Annotated in this window: 22 protein-coding genes; 11 read left to right on the top strand and 11 right to left on the bottom strand. The window is 37.4% G+C overall.

The window, feature by feature from the left end; translation table 11 throughout:
* Positions 1-43: 43 nt before the first annotated feature.
* From JG735_RS05355 to hypA, 7 genes are read left to right on the top strand one after another with little or no spacing between them, the layout of a single operon-like run.
* The gene (locus JG735_RS05355; protein ID WP_201334055.1) at positions 44-685 is read left to right on the top strand and encodes a hypothetical protein; all 642 of its coding nucleotides are present in this window, start codon (positions 44-46) and stop codon (positions 683-685) included.
* 9 nt (positions 686-694) lie between these two features.
* Positions 695-1432, top strand: coding sequence for a hydrogenase nickel incorporation protein HypB (gene hypB / locus JG735_RS05350; protein ID WP_201334054.1), 738 nt, complete (start codon positions 695-697; stop codon positions 1430-1432).
* Positions 1432-1725 (top strand): HypC/HybG/HupF family hydrogenase formation chaperone, encoded by a 294-nt coding sequence (locus tag JG735_RS05345; RefSeq protein ID WP_201334053.1) that lies wholly within the window; start codon positions 1432-1434, stop codon positions 1723-1725. The genes hypB and JG735_RS05345 overlap by 1 nt, the downstream gene beginning before the upstream one ends.
* Positions 1709-2857, top strand: coding sequence for a hydrogenase formation protein HypD (hypD, locus tag JG735_RS05340; protein WP_201335729.1), 1149 nt, complete (start codon positions 1709-1711; stop codon positions 2855-2857). The genes JG735_RS05345 and hypD overlap by 17 nt, the downstream gene beginning before the upstream one ends.
* Entirely contained in the window at positions 2854-3846 is a 993-nt protein-coding gene (gene hypE, locus JG735_RS05335; RefSeq protein ID WP_201334052.1) for a hydrogenase expression/formation protein HypE, read from the top strand. Before hypD ends, hypE begins: the two co-directional genes overlap by 4 nt.
* Positions 3786-5519: a hydrogenase maturation protein gene (locus JG735_RS05330; protein WP_236583848.1), complete on the top strand. Its 1734-nt coding sequence runs from the start codon at positions 3786-3788 to the stop codon at positions 5517-5519. The genes hypE and JG735_RS05330 overlap by 61 nt, the downstream gene beginning before the upstream one ends.
* Positions 5512-5859, top strand: coding sequence for a hydrogenase maturation nickel metallochaperone HypA (hypA, locus tag JG735_RS05325; RefSeq protein WP_201334051.1), 348 nt, complete (start codon positions 5512-5514; stop codon positions 5857-5859). Before JG735_RS05330 ends, hypA begins: the two co-directional genes overlap by 8 nt.
* 7 nt (positions 5860-5866) lie before the next feature.
* Here the strand turns inward: hypA and JG735_RS05320 are convergent, their stop codons facing one another.
* Positions 5867-6490: a TetR/AcrR family transcriptional regulator gene (locus tag JG735_RS05320; RefSeq protein ID WP_201334050.1), complete on the bottom strand. Its 624-nt coding sequence runs from the start codon at positions 6488-6490 to the stop codon at positions 5867-5869.
* A 203-nt stretch (positions 6491-6693) separates the two neighbouring features.
* Here JG735_RS05320 and JG735_RS05315 point away from each other — a divergent pair, with 203 nt between their 5' ends.
* Together JG735_RS05315 and JG735_RS05310 are read left to right on the top strand one after the other, a co-directional pair.
* Positions 6694-7752, top strand: a complete 1059-nt coding sequence (locus tag JG735_RS05315; RefSeq protein ID WP_201334049.1) for a tyrosine-type recombinase/integrase — start codon at positions 6694-6696, stop codon at positions 7750-7752.
* Positions 7753-7754: 2 nt separating this feature from the next.
* Positions 7755-8054 carry a chorismate mutase gene (locus tag JG735_RS05310; protein ID WP_201334048.1) on the top strand — a complete coding sequence of 100 codons (300 nt, stop codon included), beginning with the start codon at positions 7755-7757 and terminating at the stop codon, positions 8052-8054.
* Here JG735_RS05310 and JG735_RS05305 read toward each other — a convergent pair.
* The 5 genes from JG735_RS05305 to dksA are packed head-to-tail and all read right to left on the bottom strand — an operon-like array spanning position 8048 to position 10861.
* On the bottom strand, positions 8048-8737 hold the full coding sequence (locus tag JG735_RS05305; protein ID WP_201334047.1) for a flagellar motor protein MotB: 690 nt from the start codon (positions 8735-8737) through the stop codon (positions 8048-8050). The genes JG735_RS05310 and JG735_RS05305 overlap by 7 nt on opposite strands.
* Positions 8738-8746: 9 nt before the next feature.
* Positions 8747-9451, bottom strand: a complete 705-nt coding sequence (locus JG735_RS05300; RefSeq protein ID WP_201334046.1) for a flagellar motor protein MotB — start codon at positions 9449-9451, stop codon at positions 8747-8749.
* 3 nt (positions 9452-9454) lie between these two features.
* Complete coding sequence (locus JG735_RS05295) at positions 9455-10213, bottom strand: motility protein A (protein ID WP_201334045.1); 759 nt, start codon at positions 10211-10213, stop codon at positions 9455-9457.
* 52 nt (positions 10214-10265) lie between these two features.
* Positions 10266-10520 carry a hypothetical protein gene (locus JG735_RS05290; RefSeq protein ID WP_201334044.1) on the bottom strand — a complete coding sequence of 85 codons (255 nt, stop codon included), beginning with the start codon at positions 10518-10520 and terminating at the stop codon, positions 10266-10268.
* Complete coding sequence (gene dksA / locus JG735_RS05285; protein ID WP_201334043.1) at positions 10517-10861, bottom strand: RNA polymerase-binding protein DksA; 345 nt, start codon at positions 10859-10861, stop codon at positions 10517-10519. Before dksA ends, JG735_RS05290 begins: the two co-directional genes overlap by 4 nt.
* A 113-nt stretch (positions 10862-10974) precedes the next feature.
* On the opposite strand from dksA, the gene JG735_RS05280 reads away from it, so the two are divergent.
* Positions 10975-11418: a GatB/YqeY domain-containing protein gene (locus tag JG735_RS05280; protein WP_201334042.1), complete on the top strand. Its 444-nt coding sequence runs from the start codon at positions 10975-10977 to the stop codon at positions 11416-11418.
* A gap of 88 nt (positions 11419-11506) precedes the next feature.
* On the opposite strand, the gene trpC is transcribed toward JG735_RS05280, so the two are convergent.
* The 4 genes from trpC to JG735_RS05260 are packed head-to-tail and all read right to left on the bottom strand — an operon-like array spanning position 11507 to position 14590.
* Entirely contained in the window at positions 11507-12292 is a 786-nt protein-coding gene (trpC, locus tag JG735_RS05275; protein WP_201334041.1) for an indole-3-glycerol phosphate synthase TrpC, read from the bottom strand.
* Positions 12289-13545 carry a tetratricopeptide repeat protein gene (locus tag JG735_RS05270; protein WP_201334040.1) on the bottom strand — a complete coding sequence of 419 codons (1257 nt, stop codon included), beginning with the start codon at positions 13543-13545 and terminating at the stop codon, positions 12289-12291. The genes trpC and JG735_RS05270 overlap by 4 nt, the downstream gene beginning before the upstream one ends.
* The gene (locus tag JG735_RS05265; protein ID WP_201334039.1) at positions 13518-13904 is read right to left on the bottom strand and encodes a YkgJ family cysteine cluster protein; all 387 of its coding nucleotides are present in this window, start codon (positions 13902-13904) and stop codon (positions 13518-13520) included. The genes JG735_RS05270 and JG735_RS05265 overlap by 28 nt, the downstream gene beginning before the upstream one ends.
* On the bottom strand, positions 13889-14590 hold the full coding sequence (locus JG735_RS05260) for a tRNA1(Val) (adenine(37)-N6)-methyltransferase (protein ID WP_201334038.1): 702 nt from the start codon (positions 14588-14590) through the stop codon (positions 13889-13891). The genes JG735_RS05265 and JG735_RS05260 overlap by 16 nt, the downstream gene beginning before the upstream one ends.
* 44 nt (positions 14591-14634) lie before the next feature.
* Between JG735_RS05260 and kdsB the strand changes: the two genes are divergently transcribed.
* A complete protein-coding gene (gene kdsB, locus JG735_RS05255) occupies positions 14635-15351 on the top strand; it encodes a 3-deoxy-manno-octulosonate cytidylyltransferase (RefSeq protein ID WP_201334037.1) in 717 nt (238 codons plus the stop codon).
* Here the strand turns inward: kdsB and JG735_RS05250 are convergent.
* Positions 15329-15691 carry a hypothetical protein gene (locus tag JG735_RS05250; RefSeq protein WP_201334036.1) on the bottom strand — a complete coding sequence of 121 codons (363 nt, stop codon included), beginning with the start codon at positions 15689-15691 and terminating at the stop codon, positions 15329-15331. The two genes, kdsB and JG735_RS05250, sit on opposite strands and share 23 nt — an antisense overlap.
* Positions 15692-15694 lie beyond the last annotated feature (3 nt).

The following is a 15694-nucleotide window of genomic DNA, read 5'->3' as shown; positions in this document are numbered from 1 at the left end:
TCATATAATGATGAATAACTATTCACTTACAAAGGATAGAACAATGGATTCTTTGCCGCTTCTATTAATCTTTTGGTATGGGATATTACACGCTTTCGGTCCAGATCATCTTACAGCCATTACCGATTTTAGTATTGGTAAAAGCAAAAAGAAAACGATGCTAATCACACTCGCTTTTGCCGTAGGACATGGAGTATCTCTTTTTATCTTTGCAAAAATTTTACAGCATATCGATATCAGCGAAACTATTCTTGCATGGGGTGATTACGCCAGCTCAAGCGTAATTATTGCAATTGGTCTTTTCTTGCTTTTTATGGCATTGAGCGGTCGTATCAATGTAGGGTGGCACGAACATGACGGCAAAAAGCATATTCATATATGGTATGGCAAAAAACATAAGCATAGTGAGAAAAAACAAGTAACATCCGCTTTGACAGTTGGTACACTTATGGGTATAGGTGGTGTGCGAGGTATGCTGGTCACGCTGAGTGCTATCGCTCATCATGAAGTGAACTTGATGATGGTCGCTAGTTTTACGATTGGTGTAATGCTGGTCTTTTTAATGTTTGGGTATTTTATATCTTTAATCAATGAGAATCTACTTAAAACACAAAAAAATATACGGGTAGCGTTTGCTACGGCGGGAGTAATCTCGTTGATAGTTGGAACAAATATGTTTATCTAAGGAGTCAAAATGTGCAAAGATTGCGGATGTAGTATAACTGAACACCATCACCATCATGATCACAAACATGAGCTTCATACAAATCCCCAGTTGAGTGATACAAAAACGATTGAAGTGATTACAAAAATCTTGGATAAAAATGATCATGAAGCAGCCCACAACAGGGCTCATTTTGATAGAGCCGATGTTTTGGCAATCAATCTTATGAGTAGTCCAGGAAGTGGTAAGACAACCCTTCTAGAGAAGTTGGCTGAAATAGATAGATTCAAATTTGCAGTGATTGAAGGAGATTTGGAAACAAACAGGGATGCAGATCGCATCAGAGCAAAAGGGATTCAGGCTTACCAAATCACTACGGGAAGTGCATGTCATCTGGATGCTTTCATGGTGCATGATGGATTACATCATATAGATCTAAGTGATATTGATGTCTGCTTTATCGAAAATGTTGGCAATTTGGTTTGTCCTGCAAGTTATGATGTAGGGGCACATCTCAATATCGTTTTAGTCAGTGTTCCCGAAGGAGATGACAAGATAGAAAAGTATCCGGTGATGTTTCGACAAGCAGATCTTGTACTCATTACAAAAACCGATCTTTTGCCATACTTTGATTTTGACGTGCAAAAAGCCAAAGAGAGAGCAAGAAGACTCAAACCAAATGTTGATATTTTGGAAGTCTCTACAAAAGATGAAGAGTCTATAAAAAGAATGGCTCAGTGGATTATGTTTAAAAAGGAGATGCGCTGATGTGTCTATCCATTCCAAGCAAAGTTGTAAGCATCGATCAAAAAAAGTGTACGGCGATTGTGGATACATTGGGTGTGCAAAGAGAAGTTGGAATAGATTTTATCGCCGATGAAGTCAAAGTGGGTGATTTCGTACTTATTCATATCGGTTATGCTATGAATATCATCGATGAGGAGTATGCAAAAGAGTCCATAGCTTTGTATCAAGAGATTATTGAGAAGATGGAAGAGGCTGAAAAGAATCAGCTTATCAAGGAGAGTGACAACTGTCCAGGAGATGGTAGTGGAACTTAAAGATTTTTATGAAAAATTTCGTGACCCCAAAGCCATCAAAGCTTTATCAAAAGCAATCAATCAAGAAGCGCAAAAACTTGATCATCCTATCAATATCATGGAAGTATGCGGAGGACATACCCATACGATTATGAAGTATGGTCTCTTGCAGCTTTTGCCCAAAAATATTCGCTTCATCCATGGTCCAGGATGTCCGGTCTGCATCATGCCGAAAGAGCGGATCGATCATGCCTATATTTTGGCTATGCAAGAGGATGTAATTTTATGCACTCTTGGAGACATGATTAAAGTGCCAGGAAGCAGGGGGAGCTTGCAAGATGCAAGAAGCAAAGGAGCAGATGTCCGATTTGTATATAGCCCATTAGATGTATTGAAGATTGCAAAAGAGAATCCTACGAAAAAGATTATCTTTTTTGCTATCGGTTTTGAGACCACAACACCGATGACGGCAGCACTCATCGAGAATGCTTTAAAACAAAATATAAAAAATATTTTCTATCATATCAATCATGTTACGGTTCCAGAAGTGATGAGAGAACTAATTGATAGCCGTGATGAGCATATCGACAGCTACAACAACCAAATCGACGCGTTTTTGGGACCAAGCCATGTAAGCGTCATTACGGGAAGCAAGATCTATGAAGAGTTTCCAACGAAATACAAACGTCCTGTGGTTGTCGCTGGGTTTGAGCCAGTGGATGTAATGGAAGGCGTCTTGATGATTATTCGTCAATTTTTGGAAGATCGCTGTGAAGTAGAGATCCAATATAAAAGAAGTGTGAACCGTGATGGAAATCTCAATGCCCAAAAGTTGATTGAAAAATATTTTGAAAAAAGAGAACTTTTCAAGTGGCGGGGACTTGGAAATATCCCAAAAAGTGCGTGGAGATTAAAAGATGAGTATGAACATTTGGATGCTGAAAAGCTTTATAGCCTTCCTAAAGAGGAGATTGAGGATCACAAACTCTGTATCTGTGGTGATATTTTGCGTGGAATGGCAAAACCGACTGAGTGTCAGGTCTTTGGCACTGCCTGTACGCCACAAAAACCGCTTGGCAGTTGCATGGTAAGCAGTGAAGGAGCATGTGCTGCATACTATAAATATGGCAATCTTTTGCAGGAGGTACAATGAAAAAAGTTGTTACCCTTGCTATGGGCAATGGCGGGATAGAGAATATGGAACTCATTCAAAAAACGATTCAACGCCATTTAAAAAATGAATATCTTACAAAAGCTGAAGATGCCACACCTTTACCACCACTCGAAAACCCTGTTTTTACGACAGATTCATTTACCATTTCTCCTCTCTTTTTCCCTGGTGGAGATATCGGAAAACTAGCCATTGCCGGAGCTTGTAACGACTTGGCTATGATGGGAGCAAAACCAAAATTTCTAAGCCTTTCCTTTATCATAGAAGAGGGGTTTTTGCTGCGCGATTTGGAAAAAATCGTACGAAGTATGAAAAAAGAGCTTTCCATCAACGGTGCATGGATCGTAACGGGTGATACGAAGGTGGTTCCAAAAGGAAGTTGCGATGGAGTCTATATAAACGTCTCTGCCATTGGAGAAAGAGTCATCCACTCTTCACAAGAAAATATTGCAGTAGGAGACAAACTTTTAGTAAGCGGTGACATTGCAAGACATGGAGCTGCCATTTTTGCAGGTCGTGAAGGAATTGAGCTTTCGAACAGTATTGAAAGTGACTGTAAATCGTTGTGGCCAATTGTAGAAGAACTTATTGAAGCAGACATTGAGATTAAAGCTATGCGTGATGCAACGCGAGGAGGAGTTGCTGCAGTTTTGAACGAGTGGGCCATGGCAACCAATACAACAATGGAAATAGAAGAGGGCAGATTTAGTATTGATGAAGGGGTACGAGGAATATGCGAGATACTTGGTTTTGAGCCATTTGTTTTGGCAAATGAGGGAACTTTTGTATTGGTAGTTGAACAAAAAGATGCAAGAAAGGCTCAAGAGATTTTACAAAAACATAATCCTCATGCTGCGATCGTCGGAGAGGTGAGAGATTCCTATCCTGGGCGCGTAATTTTAGAAAGTGAATGGGGAACAAAACGGTTTTTGGATATGCCAACCGGGGAAATTTTGCCACGAATATGCTAAGAATACTTTTACTGTGTAACACATTTAATAGTTTGACGCAAAAAGTTTTTTGTCATCTTAAAGAGATAGGGTATGATGTAAGTGTAGAGTATGCTATTAATGACAAAACAGTAATAGAAGGTGCAAATCTTTTTGCTCCAGATCTCATTTTAGCCACCTATCTTACAAAAAAGATCCCAAAAGAAATTTTTACCAAATACCCGACCTTTATTATCCATCCTGGTCCCTTCGGAGATAGAGGTGCCTATGCACTCGATAATGCCATATTAAATAATATGAAAGAATGGGGCGTATCTATTTTGGAAGCTGATGAGGAGTTTGATGCAGGAGCCGTATGGGGACACAGAAACTTCTCTTTGCCCGAACATGCAACGAAAGGGTATCTCTATCGAACAGTAGTGAGCGATTTGGCTATCGAGCTAGTTGATGAGCTGATTGAGAAACTAAAATGTGAAAAAAAACCTTTGACAAATCCGAAAAAACCTTTGCATCCAAAAGTGACACAAAGCTCAAGAGCGATTGAATGGAACAAAGACTCTAGCGAAACGATCATACAAAAACTCAATGCATCCGATAACTATCCAGGTGTCAAAGATCGATTTTTTGATTGTGAAGTTTATCTTTTTGGAGCAGTAAAAGAGCAAACCGGGCTTGAGAAAAAAGAGGCAAAACCGAAAGAGATTTTGGCAAAAAGAGATGGTGCAGTTTTGGTTAAAACGATCGATGGTGCCGTTTGGATCCAGCAAATGACAGAGATAACAAATGGTATTCGACAAATCAAACTCCCCTCAACCTATGTCCTAAAAGATCGTCTTAAAGGGATCAAAGAAGAGCGCATTTCTTTGTATGTGGATCCAGATTTGCCGACATTTAAAGAGATTACCTTTTATCAAAAGCAAAATGTGGGCTTTTTGGCATTTGATTTCTATAATGGTGCCATGAGTAGCGAGCAGTGTATCCGTCTGAAATATGCGATAGAAACATTAAAAGATGAAATGGATGTTCTTGTTTTAATGGGTGGCGAGCAGTTTTTTAGCAATGGGATTCATTTGACGATTTTGGAAGATAGCAAAAAACAAGGTGAAGATGGCTGGAGCAACATCAACGCTATGAATAATCTCATTAAGACGATCCTTTTTAGCGATGATATCCTAACCATTACGGCATTTAGGGCAAATGCAGGCGCAGGGGGCGTATTTTTAGGGCTTGTGGGAGACTTTGTTTTTGCTAAAAGCGGCATCGTACTCAATCCCCACTATAAAACGATAGGCCTTAGCGGCAGTGAATATCATACTTATACACTACCACGAAGAGTTGGGAAAGAGACAGCACAGAAGCTTTTGGATGAAGCCTTGCCTATCAATGCTCAAGAAGCCAAAAGTATTGGTCTTATTGATGAAGTTTTCAAAGATTTTCAAGAGGTTGAATCTTTTGCTCTGCAACTAGCACAAGATGAAGAGAGATTTTATGAACTACGTGATCAAAAGAGAGACCGGCTAGAGCAGGATGAAGAGTATATTCAAGAGTGCGTAGAAAATGAACTTGAGAAAATGTATCCTCAGTTTCGGGATCCAAAAAGTGATTTTCACAAACTGCGCCACAATTTTGTCTATAAAATATGCCCAACCAAAACGCCTCTAAGAATTGCAAAACATAGGAGAAAAAATGCATGAGTATTCCATAGTGCAAAGCATGCTGGATTTAATTGAAGAGAACGCGAAAAAACATAACGCCACGAAAGTAGAAAGAGTCGTTATGAAAATTGGTGTCATGAGTGGCGTAGAAGCTCATCTTTTAAAAATTGCATTTGATACATTCAAAGAGGGTACACTTTGCAGCGATGCAGAGCTTGAGATGATCATTCAGCCAATTATTGCAAAATGCCGTACATGCAAAAAAGAGAGCCGGTTTGAAAAAAATGAGATATTTTATGAATGCAAACAATGTGGAGATGTAGATTTAGAGATTATCGATGGAGAAGATATGATTCTCATGCAACTTGACATGAGCTAAATTGAGACTACAACATAATACTTTCCCAAAAAAAATCGACATGTTTTTCAAAGATGGATGACAAAGCATTCGTCGGCATATTTTCCAAGCGAAAGAGGGTGATTTGCAGCCTATAGTAAAACAGTGGAGCGAAAAACTCTTGAGCAGTTACAATGGGATCGTTTGATCGTATAAGACCTTCTTGCATCATAATAAAAAAAGCGCTTGAGAGATTCTTGATATTCTCTTTAAAAAAGTGTTCAATGAATCCTTTACGTATTTCGCTACTTTTCATTAACTCTTGTAAAATAATTCGAAACAACTTTTCATGTTTTTGATCGAAACTGATCAGTTTGACTGTCGATACATACTCCAAAAGATATTTTTTTCCTTTTTTAGCATATTCACTTGGAGGCTTTTTTTCAAAAAAATCATCAAAAGGAGTAGTGAACAATTGTTTTACAATGGCTGAAAAGATCTCATTTTTGTTCGAAAAGTGGTTGTAAATCGCACTTTCTCGAATTCCGACCGCTTTTGCAATCATACGAACAGAAGCTTTTGAATAACCATGTTCTGCTATTAGATCAAGTGCTGCATCTAATATTTTTTGCTTGGTGTTTTTTTCTTTAATTTCCAAAGATTGCGTATTCATAGGCTCTCCGAAAGGTTAGTTAACAGTTGTTCATAACAAAATGAACAACTGTTAATATGATGATTAACAGATGTTCATATATATATTAACATATGTTCACTGAGAAATTTGATAGAATAGTATCGCACAAAACAAAAATAAAAGTTTGAAAATTATAGTTTTCAATACTAAATTAGTATTTCAACCGAAAATGGAATAGATAGATGAAATATCCACTTGATTTTAAAGACAATTTTGAAAATTCTCTTCGTTTTTGGATAGAACGCTATATCCGTTTCAAACTCACAACACTATCCAATCGACAAGTCAAGGATCAACAAAAACTTGCCAATATCATCCATTCACTGACCACAGGAACAAATTCTATTGAAAAACTTGGAGAGTTAGTAAAAGAAGCAAGAAACATAGGTCTTATTGGTGTCAATACATACTACAAACCTTTAGAAAAACTGTACAAACATCTACATACTTTGGGACTCGCATCTATGAAAGAGATAGATGAAGAGATGATAGTCGATTTTCTGGCCTCTTCTACTGCAGGTCTCAGTGATGCAACCAAAAAAAACTATCGTATTGCAATGATCAATTTTTTCGGTTACATTAATAAAAACAATGAAGACAAACATCTGTATGAAATTGAACTCAAAAACTGGGGCGGTCTGAGAGGAAAAGCGGGTCAAAAACTTCCTGTTTTTTTAAGTGAAGATGAGATAGTAAAGTTTTTGCATGCTATCGACACTTATCCCTTTCGACCTGATGTAGCTGCAAGAAACAGAGCGATCATTAAAATGATTCTTTATACTGGTATCCGTGTCTCAGAAGCCATTCATCTTCCTATAAAAAATGTGATTTTACAACATGATGTTTATCTACTAAAAATTATTGGCAAAGGGAATAAATCAAGAGTTGTCATGATAAAAGCGCAGAAAATTCAAAAGGATCTCGAAGAGTGGCTTGAAAAAAGAAACTGTGAAAAAGGGCTCCTCTTTTGCAATAAAAAAGGCGCTCCTCTCACCCAAGCTTATGTCAGTAGAATGGTTGAAAAGATCCTTTTAAGCTGCGGTATACGCAAAGAGAAAAACGGTGCGCACATGCTCAGGCATACTTTTGCTACACTATTGTACAATAAGAGTAAAGATTTGGTTTTGGTACAAGAGACATTGGGCCATGCCAGTTTGGATACATCAAGAATCTATACCCATTTTGATGAAGATAAACTTTACAAAGCCGCAAGTATTATGGACGAGTTAGAAAAGGAGTGATGATGGATATAAAAGAGTGCAGAAGTCTTGATGAAGTTCGAAAAGAAATCGATTCAATTGATGAAGAAATTGTACGATTAATTGCCAAGCGAAGCAAATATGTCAAAGAGGCTGCAAAATTTAAAGAGAGTGTTGAAGAGATCAAAAGCGATGAGAGAATCAATGATGTACTAAGTCATGTTCGCCATTTAGCAGGAAGTCTTGGCATATCGCCCAATCTTGTTGCAGATATCTTTCGAATCCTCATCGATAAAATGGTAGAAATGGAGATAGAAGAGTTCAAAAATGGTGGAGCCTACTGAGTCCCCTTTTTTTGATCAACTTCGATAAAGATCTCTACTCTATCATTTCGTCTGTTCAAAAGAGGATTATTCCATGTATAAATAGGCCTTGTATCTCCGTAACCTGCAATAAAAAAACGGGATGGATCGATCCCTTGCTTCATCAAATAAAAAGCAACCGCCTCGGCTCGTTTTATACTTAGATCCCAAGCATCGACGATATCTGGAGGAAGCTGTGAAGTATCTTTTATAGTTGCATACCCATGGACTTTTATGTAGAATTTTTGATTCTTGGGCAATTTTTTCAAAACTTGAGCAATCTCCTTGAGAGTCTGCTTTGCTTTTTCTGTCAATTGATAGGATGTATCTTTAAAAACGATATCATTAAAAAGCCGTATCATCACATATTTTGTTGTAATACTCAGCTGATATGCATGTGGAGGAAGGATTCGTTTGATCCTTTTTTTGACTTTTTTGACAACATTGGTTGAAAAGGGAACGATTGGAGGAACAACACTGATACGGATAGGTTTATAATTTGGCTCTCCTTGAAAATAGGAGAGAAATTTTAACGCTTTTGTCACATCCACTGTACTCATTGCATACAGCAATATAAAAAAAGTCAACAGCAGTGACATTAAATCACCGAAGCTTACAAGCCAACCGGGGATACTTGGACACTCTTCTGGCTTTTTCTTCGGCATATTCCTCTCCTATATTCCGACTAAATCAACGATAAATTCTACACGCCTGTTTTTCGCTCTGCCCTGAGGTGTATTATTTGGGGCAATTGGATCATACTCCCCTCTTCCTTCAGCAGTCAAAAAACGCTTATCGTACCCGCAACTGACAAAGAGACGTAAAATATTGATCGCTCTATAGATAGAAAGTTCCCAATTGTTTTTGAATTCAGCAGAATGAATAGGTTGGTTATCCGTATAGCCTATGATTTTTATCCGAAAACCACTCTCTTTGAATCGTTTGCAAAACTCCATGAAATATTGAGCGGCCTCTTTTGTCGGATAGGCACTTCCTGGCAAAAAAAGATTATCTGCATTGACTCGAAGAAGTACCTTATTGCCATGATCAACGACTTCAGCTGCGATTCCTGCTTTTTGGAGCAAAGCTTTGATCTCATTCAAAGCTTTTATCACACGTTTTTTCTTTTTGAGTTTAGGGTACATATGTGGAAAATTGAGTTCAACTTTATTTTTTATCAAGGATCTTGCTTCTTTGGTCAAGGATCTTCCACCAAAAGCCTCTGTGAGGCCTCGTATGGATTGATAAAATTTTTCAACCGATACAGTACTCATAGAGTATAGAAGAATAAAAAAGGTAAGCAGCAAAGACATCAAGTCACCGAAACTCACCAACCATCCAGGAATACTGGCGCATTCCTGTTTTTTCTTCTTAGCCATTTCTTATCCTGTTACTTCAACACCAAACAAAGCAGCAAGTTGCTGTTGCAGTGTATTGGGATTGACTCCTTTTTCAATGCTTTTGATTGTCAGAATATAAGACTCTTTATAGAGTAAAAGTAGATCTTTATAATACTTCAGTTTTTTTGCCACAGGAATACATAAAATGTTTGCCAAAATCGCACCATACAATGTTGTAATCATCGCAACAGCCATACCTGGACCAAGTGCAGCAGGATCTGAAAGGTTTTGAAGCATCTGAATAAGTCCGATTAGTGTTCCAATCATACCAAGTGCTGGGAAAAGTTCGCCAAGGGAATCCCATACTTTTATCTCTGTGTCAAGTTGAGAATCCTCTTGTGCTATCGCATTTTCGAAATTGGCCTCAATATCTTCAATATTTTGACCATCGATGAGCATTCTCATGAGGTTTCCCAAGATCTTGTCTCGTTCATAAAATTGTTCAATATCTCCTTCTAAGGCCAAAATCCCTTCTTTTCTTGCCTTTTTCGTCGCATCTACCAAAAAATCGATCAAATCGAGAGGCTCAGGAGTTGTTGGTTTAAATACTTTTTTTATCGCTTTGACGCCATTGAGAAAATCTTTTAAAGGAAAGGCTGCTAATGCTGCGGCAAATCCACCACCGATAACGATTAAAATAGAAGGACCGTTGATAAAAGCACCGGGACTTCCACCTAGTACTATCGAGATAATAACAAGAGCCCAAGCACCGCCAAGACCAATCAGTGTACCTAAATCCATGGATTGCGTCCTATTGTTTATTATTCTATGAACGTTACTATATTATCGGATTTTAGGTAGATTCTTTTAGCAAGAGATATATTTTTTCAAGAGCTTGCATCATCTCTTCGAAGTCTGGGAAAAAAATTCCCTTTCTTTGACCACTTTTTGAAATAAAAATGAGTTCATAACCTTTCAGTTGTACTTCATTTTTCTTCTCTTCAAACCACTCTAACGATACAGAGGTCTCTATACCTTCATGCTCTATGACGGCACTTGGATATACTCTGGCAATATCTTTGAGTTCGATACCTTCAGGAAGAATCAATTTGGTTCTTTCTCTATAATCTCTCTACAGGTAATACAATATTTCGCAAATGGTTTAATTTTGAGCCGAAGCGGTTTAATATTTTCACCACACATTTCACAAATTCCATATTCGCCGTTTTCGATCTTTTTCAAAGCATACTCTATCTCTTCAAGTTCCTTTTGCTGCTGCTCTTGAATAGCCTGTTCGATGAGATTGTCCGTACACAAAGCAGCATAATCTCCTTCATCATTGATCTCTATATTTTTCAAATCTTCAATATCTTCTGTAGTAACTTTGATATTTTTAATGATCTGCTCTTTTCGTTCTAAAAGTAACATTTGAAAATACTTAATATCCATGTTTTCTACCCTTTCCCAAATTTTGCGAAATTCTATCATATTAATCTTGCTAATAAGTTTAAACCAAAATAAAAGAATAAGATATAATACGGAAAATCTAAAAGGAGCAGATTATGGGACTAAAAGAACAGTTACAACAAGACTTGAAAGAAGCGATGAAAAGCAAAGACACTTTCAAACGAGATACCATTCGATTTTTGATGAGCGCTATTAAACAGGTAGAAGTGGATACCAGAAAAGAATTGAGCGATGAAGATGTTATCAAAATCATCCAAAAAAGTGTAAAACAGCGTGAAGAGGCTGCTTCTCAATACAAAGAGGGAGGAAGAGAAGATCTTTATGAAAAAGAGATGAAAGAGGCTGAAATGCTCAAAAATTATCTCCCAAAACAGCTGAGTGACGATGAGCTTGAGAGTGAACTCAAAAAGATTATCGAGGAAGTGGGTGCCACATCAATGAAAGATATGGGAAAAATCATGGGAGTTGCAACAAAAAGACTCGCCGGACGCGCCGATGGAAAGAGAATCAACCAAATGGTAAAAAAGATTCTTGGGTAATTTTAAATTCTAAAATCGAGAATTAGGAATGTGGAATTGGTAACTTTTTAATGTTCAAATAACCTAATTCCTCGTTCCCGATTCCTGATTACTTTCCTTTAATTTCTTGAACTGCCTTTGCAATATCGTTTTGTCTCATAAAATACTCTCCAATCAAAAAGGCATCTACCCCTAATTTGTTTAATTCCACAACCTGTTCATGGGAATGAATGCCGCTTTCAGCAACGATTATTTTCCCATTTGGAATAAGGGGAATGAGCTTTTCACTCAAACTCATATCCATTTCGAATGTTTCTAGATTCCTGTGATTGATACCGATAATATTGGCCCCTGCAAAAATCGCTTTGATCAAATCCGCTTTATCATGAATCTCTACAAGTGCTTCCATGCCCAAATGCCAGGTATACTCTAACAACTCTTTGAGTTCTTTTCTGCTGAGCGCTTTTGCTATCAATAAAACAAAATCGGCACCATATACCAGCGCTTCCACCAACTGATATTTATCGATGATAAAATCTTTTCGAAGAAGCGGCATGGGTACATAGCGTCTAATTTGTGTAAGGTATTCGATATTTCCTTGAAAATAGTGTGGTTCAGTCAATACAGAAACTGCATTTGCCCCGCCCTTTTCATACTCTTTAGCAATTGCGATTGGATCGAAATCCTCCCGGATGACTCCTTTGCTAGGACTGGCTTTTTTCACTTCCGCAATGATCTTATACGGATCGTCTGGCGTACTTTTGAGTGCCTCTTCCACAGGTCTTGGAACAAATGGATTGTACGCAAGACTTCTGCCAAGCCACTCCAAAGGATACTCTTTCTTTCGCTTTTCAAGATCAGCTTTCGTTTTTTTAATAATTTCGTCCAAAATCAAGGTCTCTTTCCTTTTACACATTTTTGGATAGTTTTGAGATGATATTCTACCTCAGGCTCTTTTAAACCAAAATCATAATAGACTTTTTTCATTATTTTCAATGCTTCCTTGCACTTGCCTATTTTATAATATCCCCACGCCAAAGAGTCCAAAAAATAGGGAGAATTCGGATTAGACTCCAGAGCCTTTTGGACAAGTTTTATACCCCTATGAATATTGAAATCATGGTCAATGTAAAGGTATCCCAAAAAATTGTAATAGATCGGATTTTTCACATATTTCAAAGCTCTTTCCATTTTTTGCGCCACATCTTTGAGCAGATCCCTGTTCTTTTCTGACGCACTTTCATACTCAAAAATCGCAGCATCGGCAAGATACTTGTAATTATTTGTTTCGTGAAAAAGTTCGTTTGCCAGCTGATAGGCTTCTTTATACGACTTTTTCATTCTATACAAATCTAAAAGCAACTTTTTCATTTCTGTTTTCTTCGCCCATGCAATTGCTTCGTTAATTCTGTTTTGATAGACAAGAAACTCAATTACTTTTTTGGCATATTGAGGGTCTTTATATGTTTCATAGAGTCGTTTATATACAGAAATCATACCATCGATATTATTTTGGAGGCCATAAAAGGATGCAAGAGAGTGACAGACATGTTTGCTGCATCCATAAATACGCATGTGGGTCTCAAGGTATGCAATCGCTTCTCTCTTTTTTCCGAGATAGAAATACATTATATATGCCATAGTTGAGAGAGTTGTTGCAGATGGTTTGAGAGCATAGGCACTTTTGTAATATTTTAAAGCGAGTTCATACCGTTTTTGCGTTAAATAGATAGAAGCCAACAACTCATAGGTTTGTGGACTTTTTTTAAGTTTTATCGCCTCTTTCACAAATTTTTCTGCTTGCATTAGATCTTTTTTTTGTATGTACAATACCGCTGCCAATTCATAAAATCTTGACTCTTTCGGATAGAGTTTCATCCCTTTATGTGCATATTTCAATGCTTTGTCAAATCGTTTGGCACGATAGTAGTTTTCAATCGTTTTGATCAAAAAAAGTTTGGCACCTGTCATTTTGTACAGTTTTTCATACATCGACGCTGCAGGTACAAAATATCCATTTGATTCTAAAAAAGCTGTCTGTATGAGCAGTCCATCGATTTTAGCACTGTTATTTATTTTCGGCGATTTTAAGCTACATCCACTCCAAAACAGTAAAACGATTAAGAGTGTAAGATAATACCTTTGCATTCTTGACAAACCTCTTGTAAATTTTCTTTCTCTTTATACCGATCCCAGAAAGGATAGGTACGACACTGCATAGGTCGTACCGGATAGATAGTACAACCTTTCCCCTCATCAAAAAAGAGACAAAAATATTCATTGTTTCTTTTTAGCTCTTTTAAAGAGTAGCGATAACCAACTTTTACCAGATACTCTTTTTTGAACTGCTCGTTTTCTATTCCTAAAAAATCGCTGATTTGGGCTATCTCTTTTGAACTGACCCAAATATATCCACTTTCGCCTCTACAGCAAGCTCCATTACAACTGGCACACGCATTTTGATCAAAACGGAACGCAAAACCCTCTTTTTCTATGATAGATCGCATTTTATACTGTGTACTCCCACTTTTTTAAATATTTTTTTTGTCTCTTGTGTATATTTCCCGTCCTCTCCAAAAACGATAAGGGGCGGAAGAATACTGCAAAGCGATTTTGAACTTTTTCTCGCATGCATTATAACCAGTGATGCATTTTTATCTTTTTTTGGATGAATATATTTCATTGTCTCAATCGTAAATTTATAAAAATGAAGCAGTGTCATTATGGATTGTATCTGCTTCGCATCATAACAAAATATGACTGAACCCCTGGGTTTGAGCAAGGAATTGGCTTTTTTCAAAAATTTGTCCAGCGGAAGATGCCCCGCATACCGAGCGGTATCTATCATCTCGTTTTTGCTTCTAAGAACCTCTGTATGATAAAAAGGAGGATTGGATACGATCCAGTCAAACCGTTTCTCAAAGACCATATGCAAAAAATTTCCAAAATAGATGTTGATATCCTTTTTATTTGCTTGCGCATTGATATTGGCTATCTTTACAAAATGCTCCTGCACTTCTATGGCATTAACACTTGCTTTTGGATAGTCTCTTTTAATAAGCAGTGCCAAAATTCCGGATCCGGTACCTACATCGAGCACTTCTCCTTTAATTTCGAAATACCGTATAAAATCGTATAGAAAAATCGTATCGCTATTGTAACAGTATCCCTCACTGGGCTGATAAATAACCATTCTTCTCCTTTATTGCTATAATTTTACCTAAAAAAGGATAATCGATGATTATCATTCCAGCAAGACTTGCTTCAACAAGATTTTCTCGCAAAGTCCTCCACCCTATCAATGGCATACCTATGATTATTCATACAGCACAGCGTGCTTCGCAAGTGGATGAAGTTGTTATAGCAACCGACAGTGAAGAGGTTATGAAAATTGCCAAGCAGTATGGGTTTGATGCTGTTTTGACAAGCGAGACGCATGAGAGTGGAACCGATAGGGTCAATGAAGCGGCAACTCTTTTAGGCCTTGATGCAAAAGAGATCATCATAAACGTCCAAGCAGATGAGCCTTTGATTGAACCGCAAGTTATTAAAAAAGTGAAAGAACTTACTATAAAACATACAAAATCATGCGAAATTATGCTTTGCAGTGCGTATAAAAAAATATCTTTCGATGCAACCAATGATCCCAACAGTGTCAAAGTGGTTCTTGATGCAAGCGATAAAGCACTCTATTTTTCAAGAAGCCAAATTCCTTATCCGCGAAGCGATGTCAAAACCATAAATATTCATCTTGGAATCTATGGATATACAAAAGAGATGCTGCAAAAATTTTGTACCCTACCCACTGCTCCATTGGAACAGATTGAAAAACTGGAACAACTCAGAGCATTGTATCACGGATACCGTATAGCTATGGTTGAGGTAACTTCGCAAAGTATCGGTATCGATACGCCAGAAGATCTCAAAAAGATCAATGCATCTTTTTTCGAATAATCTCCTGGGCTTTTGCCCGAATCTCCTTTTTACTCATCTGTTTGATCGTTTTTTCCCTTTCTTGAGGCTTTCTGTTTTCTTTCAAACTCTTCTGTTTCCCAAACGTTCTCTTTGCCAAAAAAACGATATATAAAAAGATCACAAAATATACAGACCATTTAACGAAGAAAATAGCCCCCAATACATCGGTTTTTTTAACATTTTGAAGATAAGAAAATAGATCTCGATAAAAAAACTCGATCACCAAAACAGTCAAAAGAAGGACGAAGATTTTGTACAGAAAAGCCCTATACCTGTAAATCTGTGTCCAAACAAAAGCAGATTTAATTTGACGAAACATTGT

This window comes from Nitratiruptor sp. YY08-10, assembly GCF_016629565.1.
Lineage (GTDB): Bacteria > Campylobacterota > Campylobacteria > Campylobacterales > Nitratiruptoraceae > Nitratiruptor.
Note: the sequence above shows the minus strand (reverse complement) of the source record. Positions and strands in the feature narration are given on the sequence as shown.

Bases quoted from the DNA above. Each gene is read 5' to 3' on its own strand.
- JG735_RS05355 (WP_201334055.1), top strand. From the start codon at position 44: ATGGATTCTTTGCCGCTTCTATTAATCTTTTGGTATGGGATATTACAC.
- hypB (WP_201334054.1), top strand. From the start codon at position 695: ATGTGCAAAGATTGCGGATGTAGTATAACTGAACACCATCACCATCAT.
- JG735_RS05345 (WP_201334053.1), top strand. From the start codon at position 1,432: ATGTGTCTATCCATTCCAAGCAAAGTTGTAAGCATCGATCAAAAAAAG.
- hypD (WP_201335729.1), top strand. From the start codon at position 1,709: ATGGTAGTGGAACTTAAAGATTTTTATGAAAAATTTCGTGACCCCAAA.
- hypE (WP_201334052.1), top strand. From the start codon at position 2,854: ATGAAAAAAGTTGTTACCCTTGCTATGGGCAATGGCGGGATAGAGAAT.
- JG735_RS05330 (WP_236583848.1), top strand. From the start codon at position 3,786: ATGGGGAACAAAACGGTTTTTGGATATGCCAACCGGGGAAATTTTGCC.
- hypA (WP_201334051.1), top strand. From the start codon at position 5,512: ATGCATGAGTATTCCATAGTGCAAAGCATGCTGGATTTAATTGAAGAG.
- JG735_RS05320 (WP_201334050.1), bottom strand. From the start codon at position 6,490: ATGAATACGCAATCTTTGGAAATTAAAGAAAAAAACACCAAGCAAAAA.
- JG735_RS05315 (WP_201334049.1), top strand. From the start codon at position 6,694: ATGAAATATCCACTTGATTTTAAAGACAATTTTGAAAATTCTCTTCGT.
- JG735_RS05310 (WP_201334048.1), top strand. From the start codon at position 7,755: ATGGATATAAAAGAGTGCAGAAGTCTTGATGAAGTTCGAAAAGAAATC.
- JG735_RS05305 (WP_201334047.1), bottom strand. From the start codon at position 8,737: ATGCCGAAGAAAAAGCCAGAAGAGTGTCCAAGTATCCCCGGTTGGCTT.
- JG735_RS05300 (WP_201334046.1), bottom strand. From the start codon at position 9,451: ATGGCTAAGAAGAAAAAACAGGAATGCGCCAGTATTCCTGGATGGTTG.
- JG735_RS05295 (WP_201334045.1), bottom strand. From the start codon at position 10,213: ATGGATTTAGGTACACTGATTGGTCTTGGCGGTGCTTGGGCTCTTGTT.
- dksA (WP_201334043.1), bottom strand. From the start codon at position 10,861: ATGGATATTAAGTATTTTCAAATGTTACTTTTAGAACGAAAAGAGCAG.
- JG735_RS05280 (WP_201334042.1), top strand. From the start codon at position 10,975: ATGGGACTAAAAGAACAGTTACAACAAGACTTGAAAGAAGCGATGAAA.
- JG735_RS05270 (WP_201334040.1), bottom strand. From the start codon at position 13,545: ATGCAAAGGTATTATCTTACACTCTTAATCGTTTTACTGTTTTGGAGT.
- JG735_RS05265 (WP_201334039.1), bottom strand. From the start codon at position 13,904: ATGCGATCTATCATAGAAAAAGAGGGTTTTGCGTTCCGTTTTGATCAA.
- JG735_RS05260 (WP_201334038.1), bottom strand. From the start codon at position 14,590: ATGGTTATTTATCAGCCCAGTGAGGGATACTGTTACAATAGCGATACG.
- kdsB (WP_201334037.1), top strand. From the start codon at position 14,635: ATGATTATCATTCCAGCAAGACTTGCTTCAACAAGATTTTCTCGCAAA.
- JG735_RS05250 (WP_201334036.1), bottom strand. From the start codon at position 15,691: ATGTTTCGTCAAATTAAATCTGCTTTTGTTTGGACACAGATTTACAGG.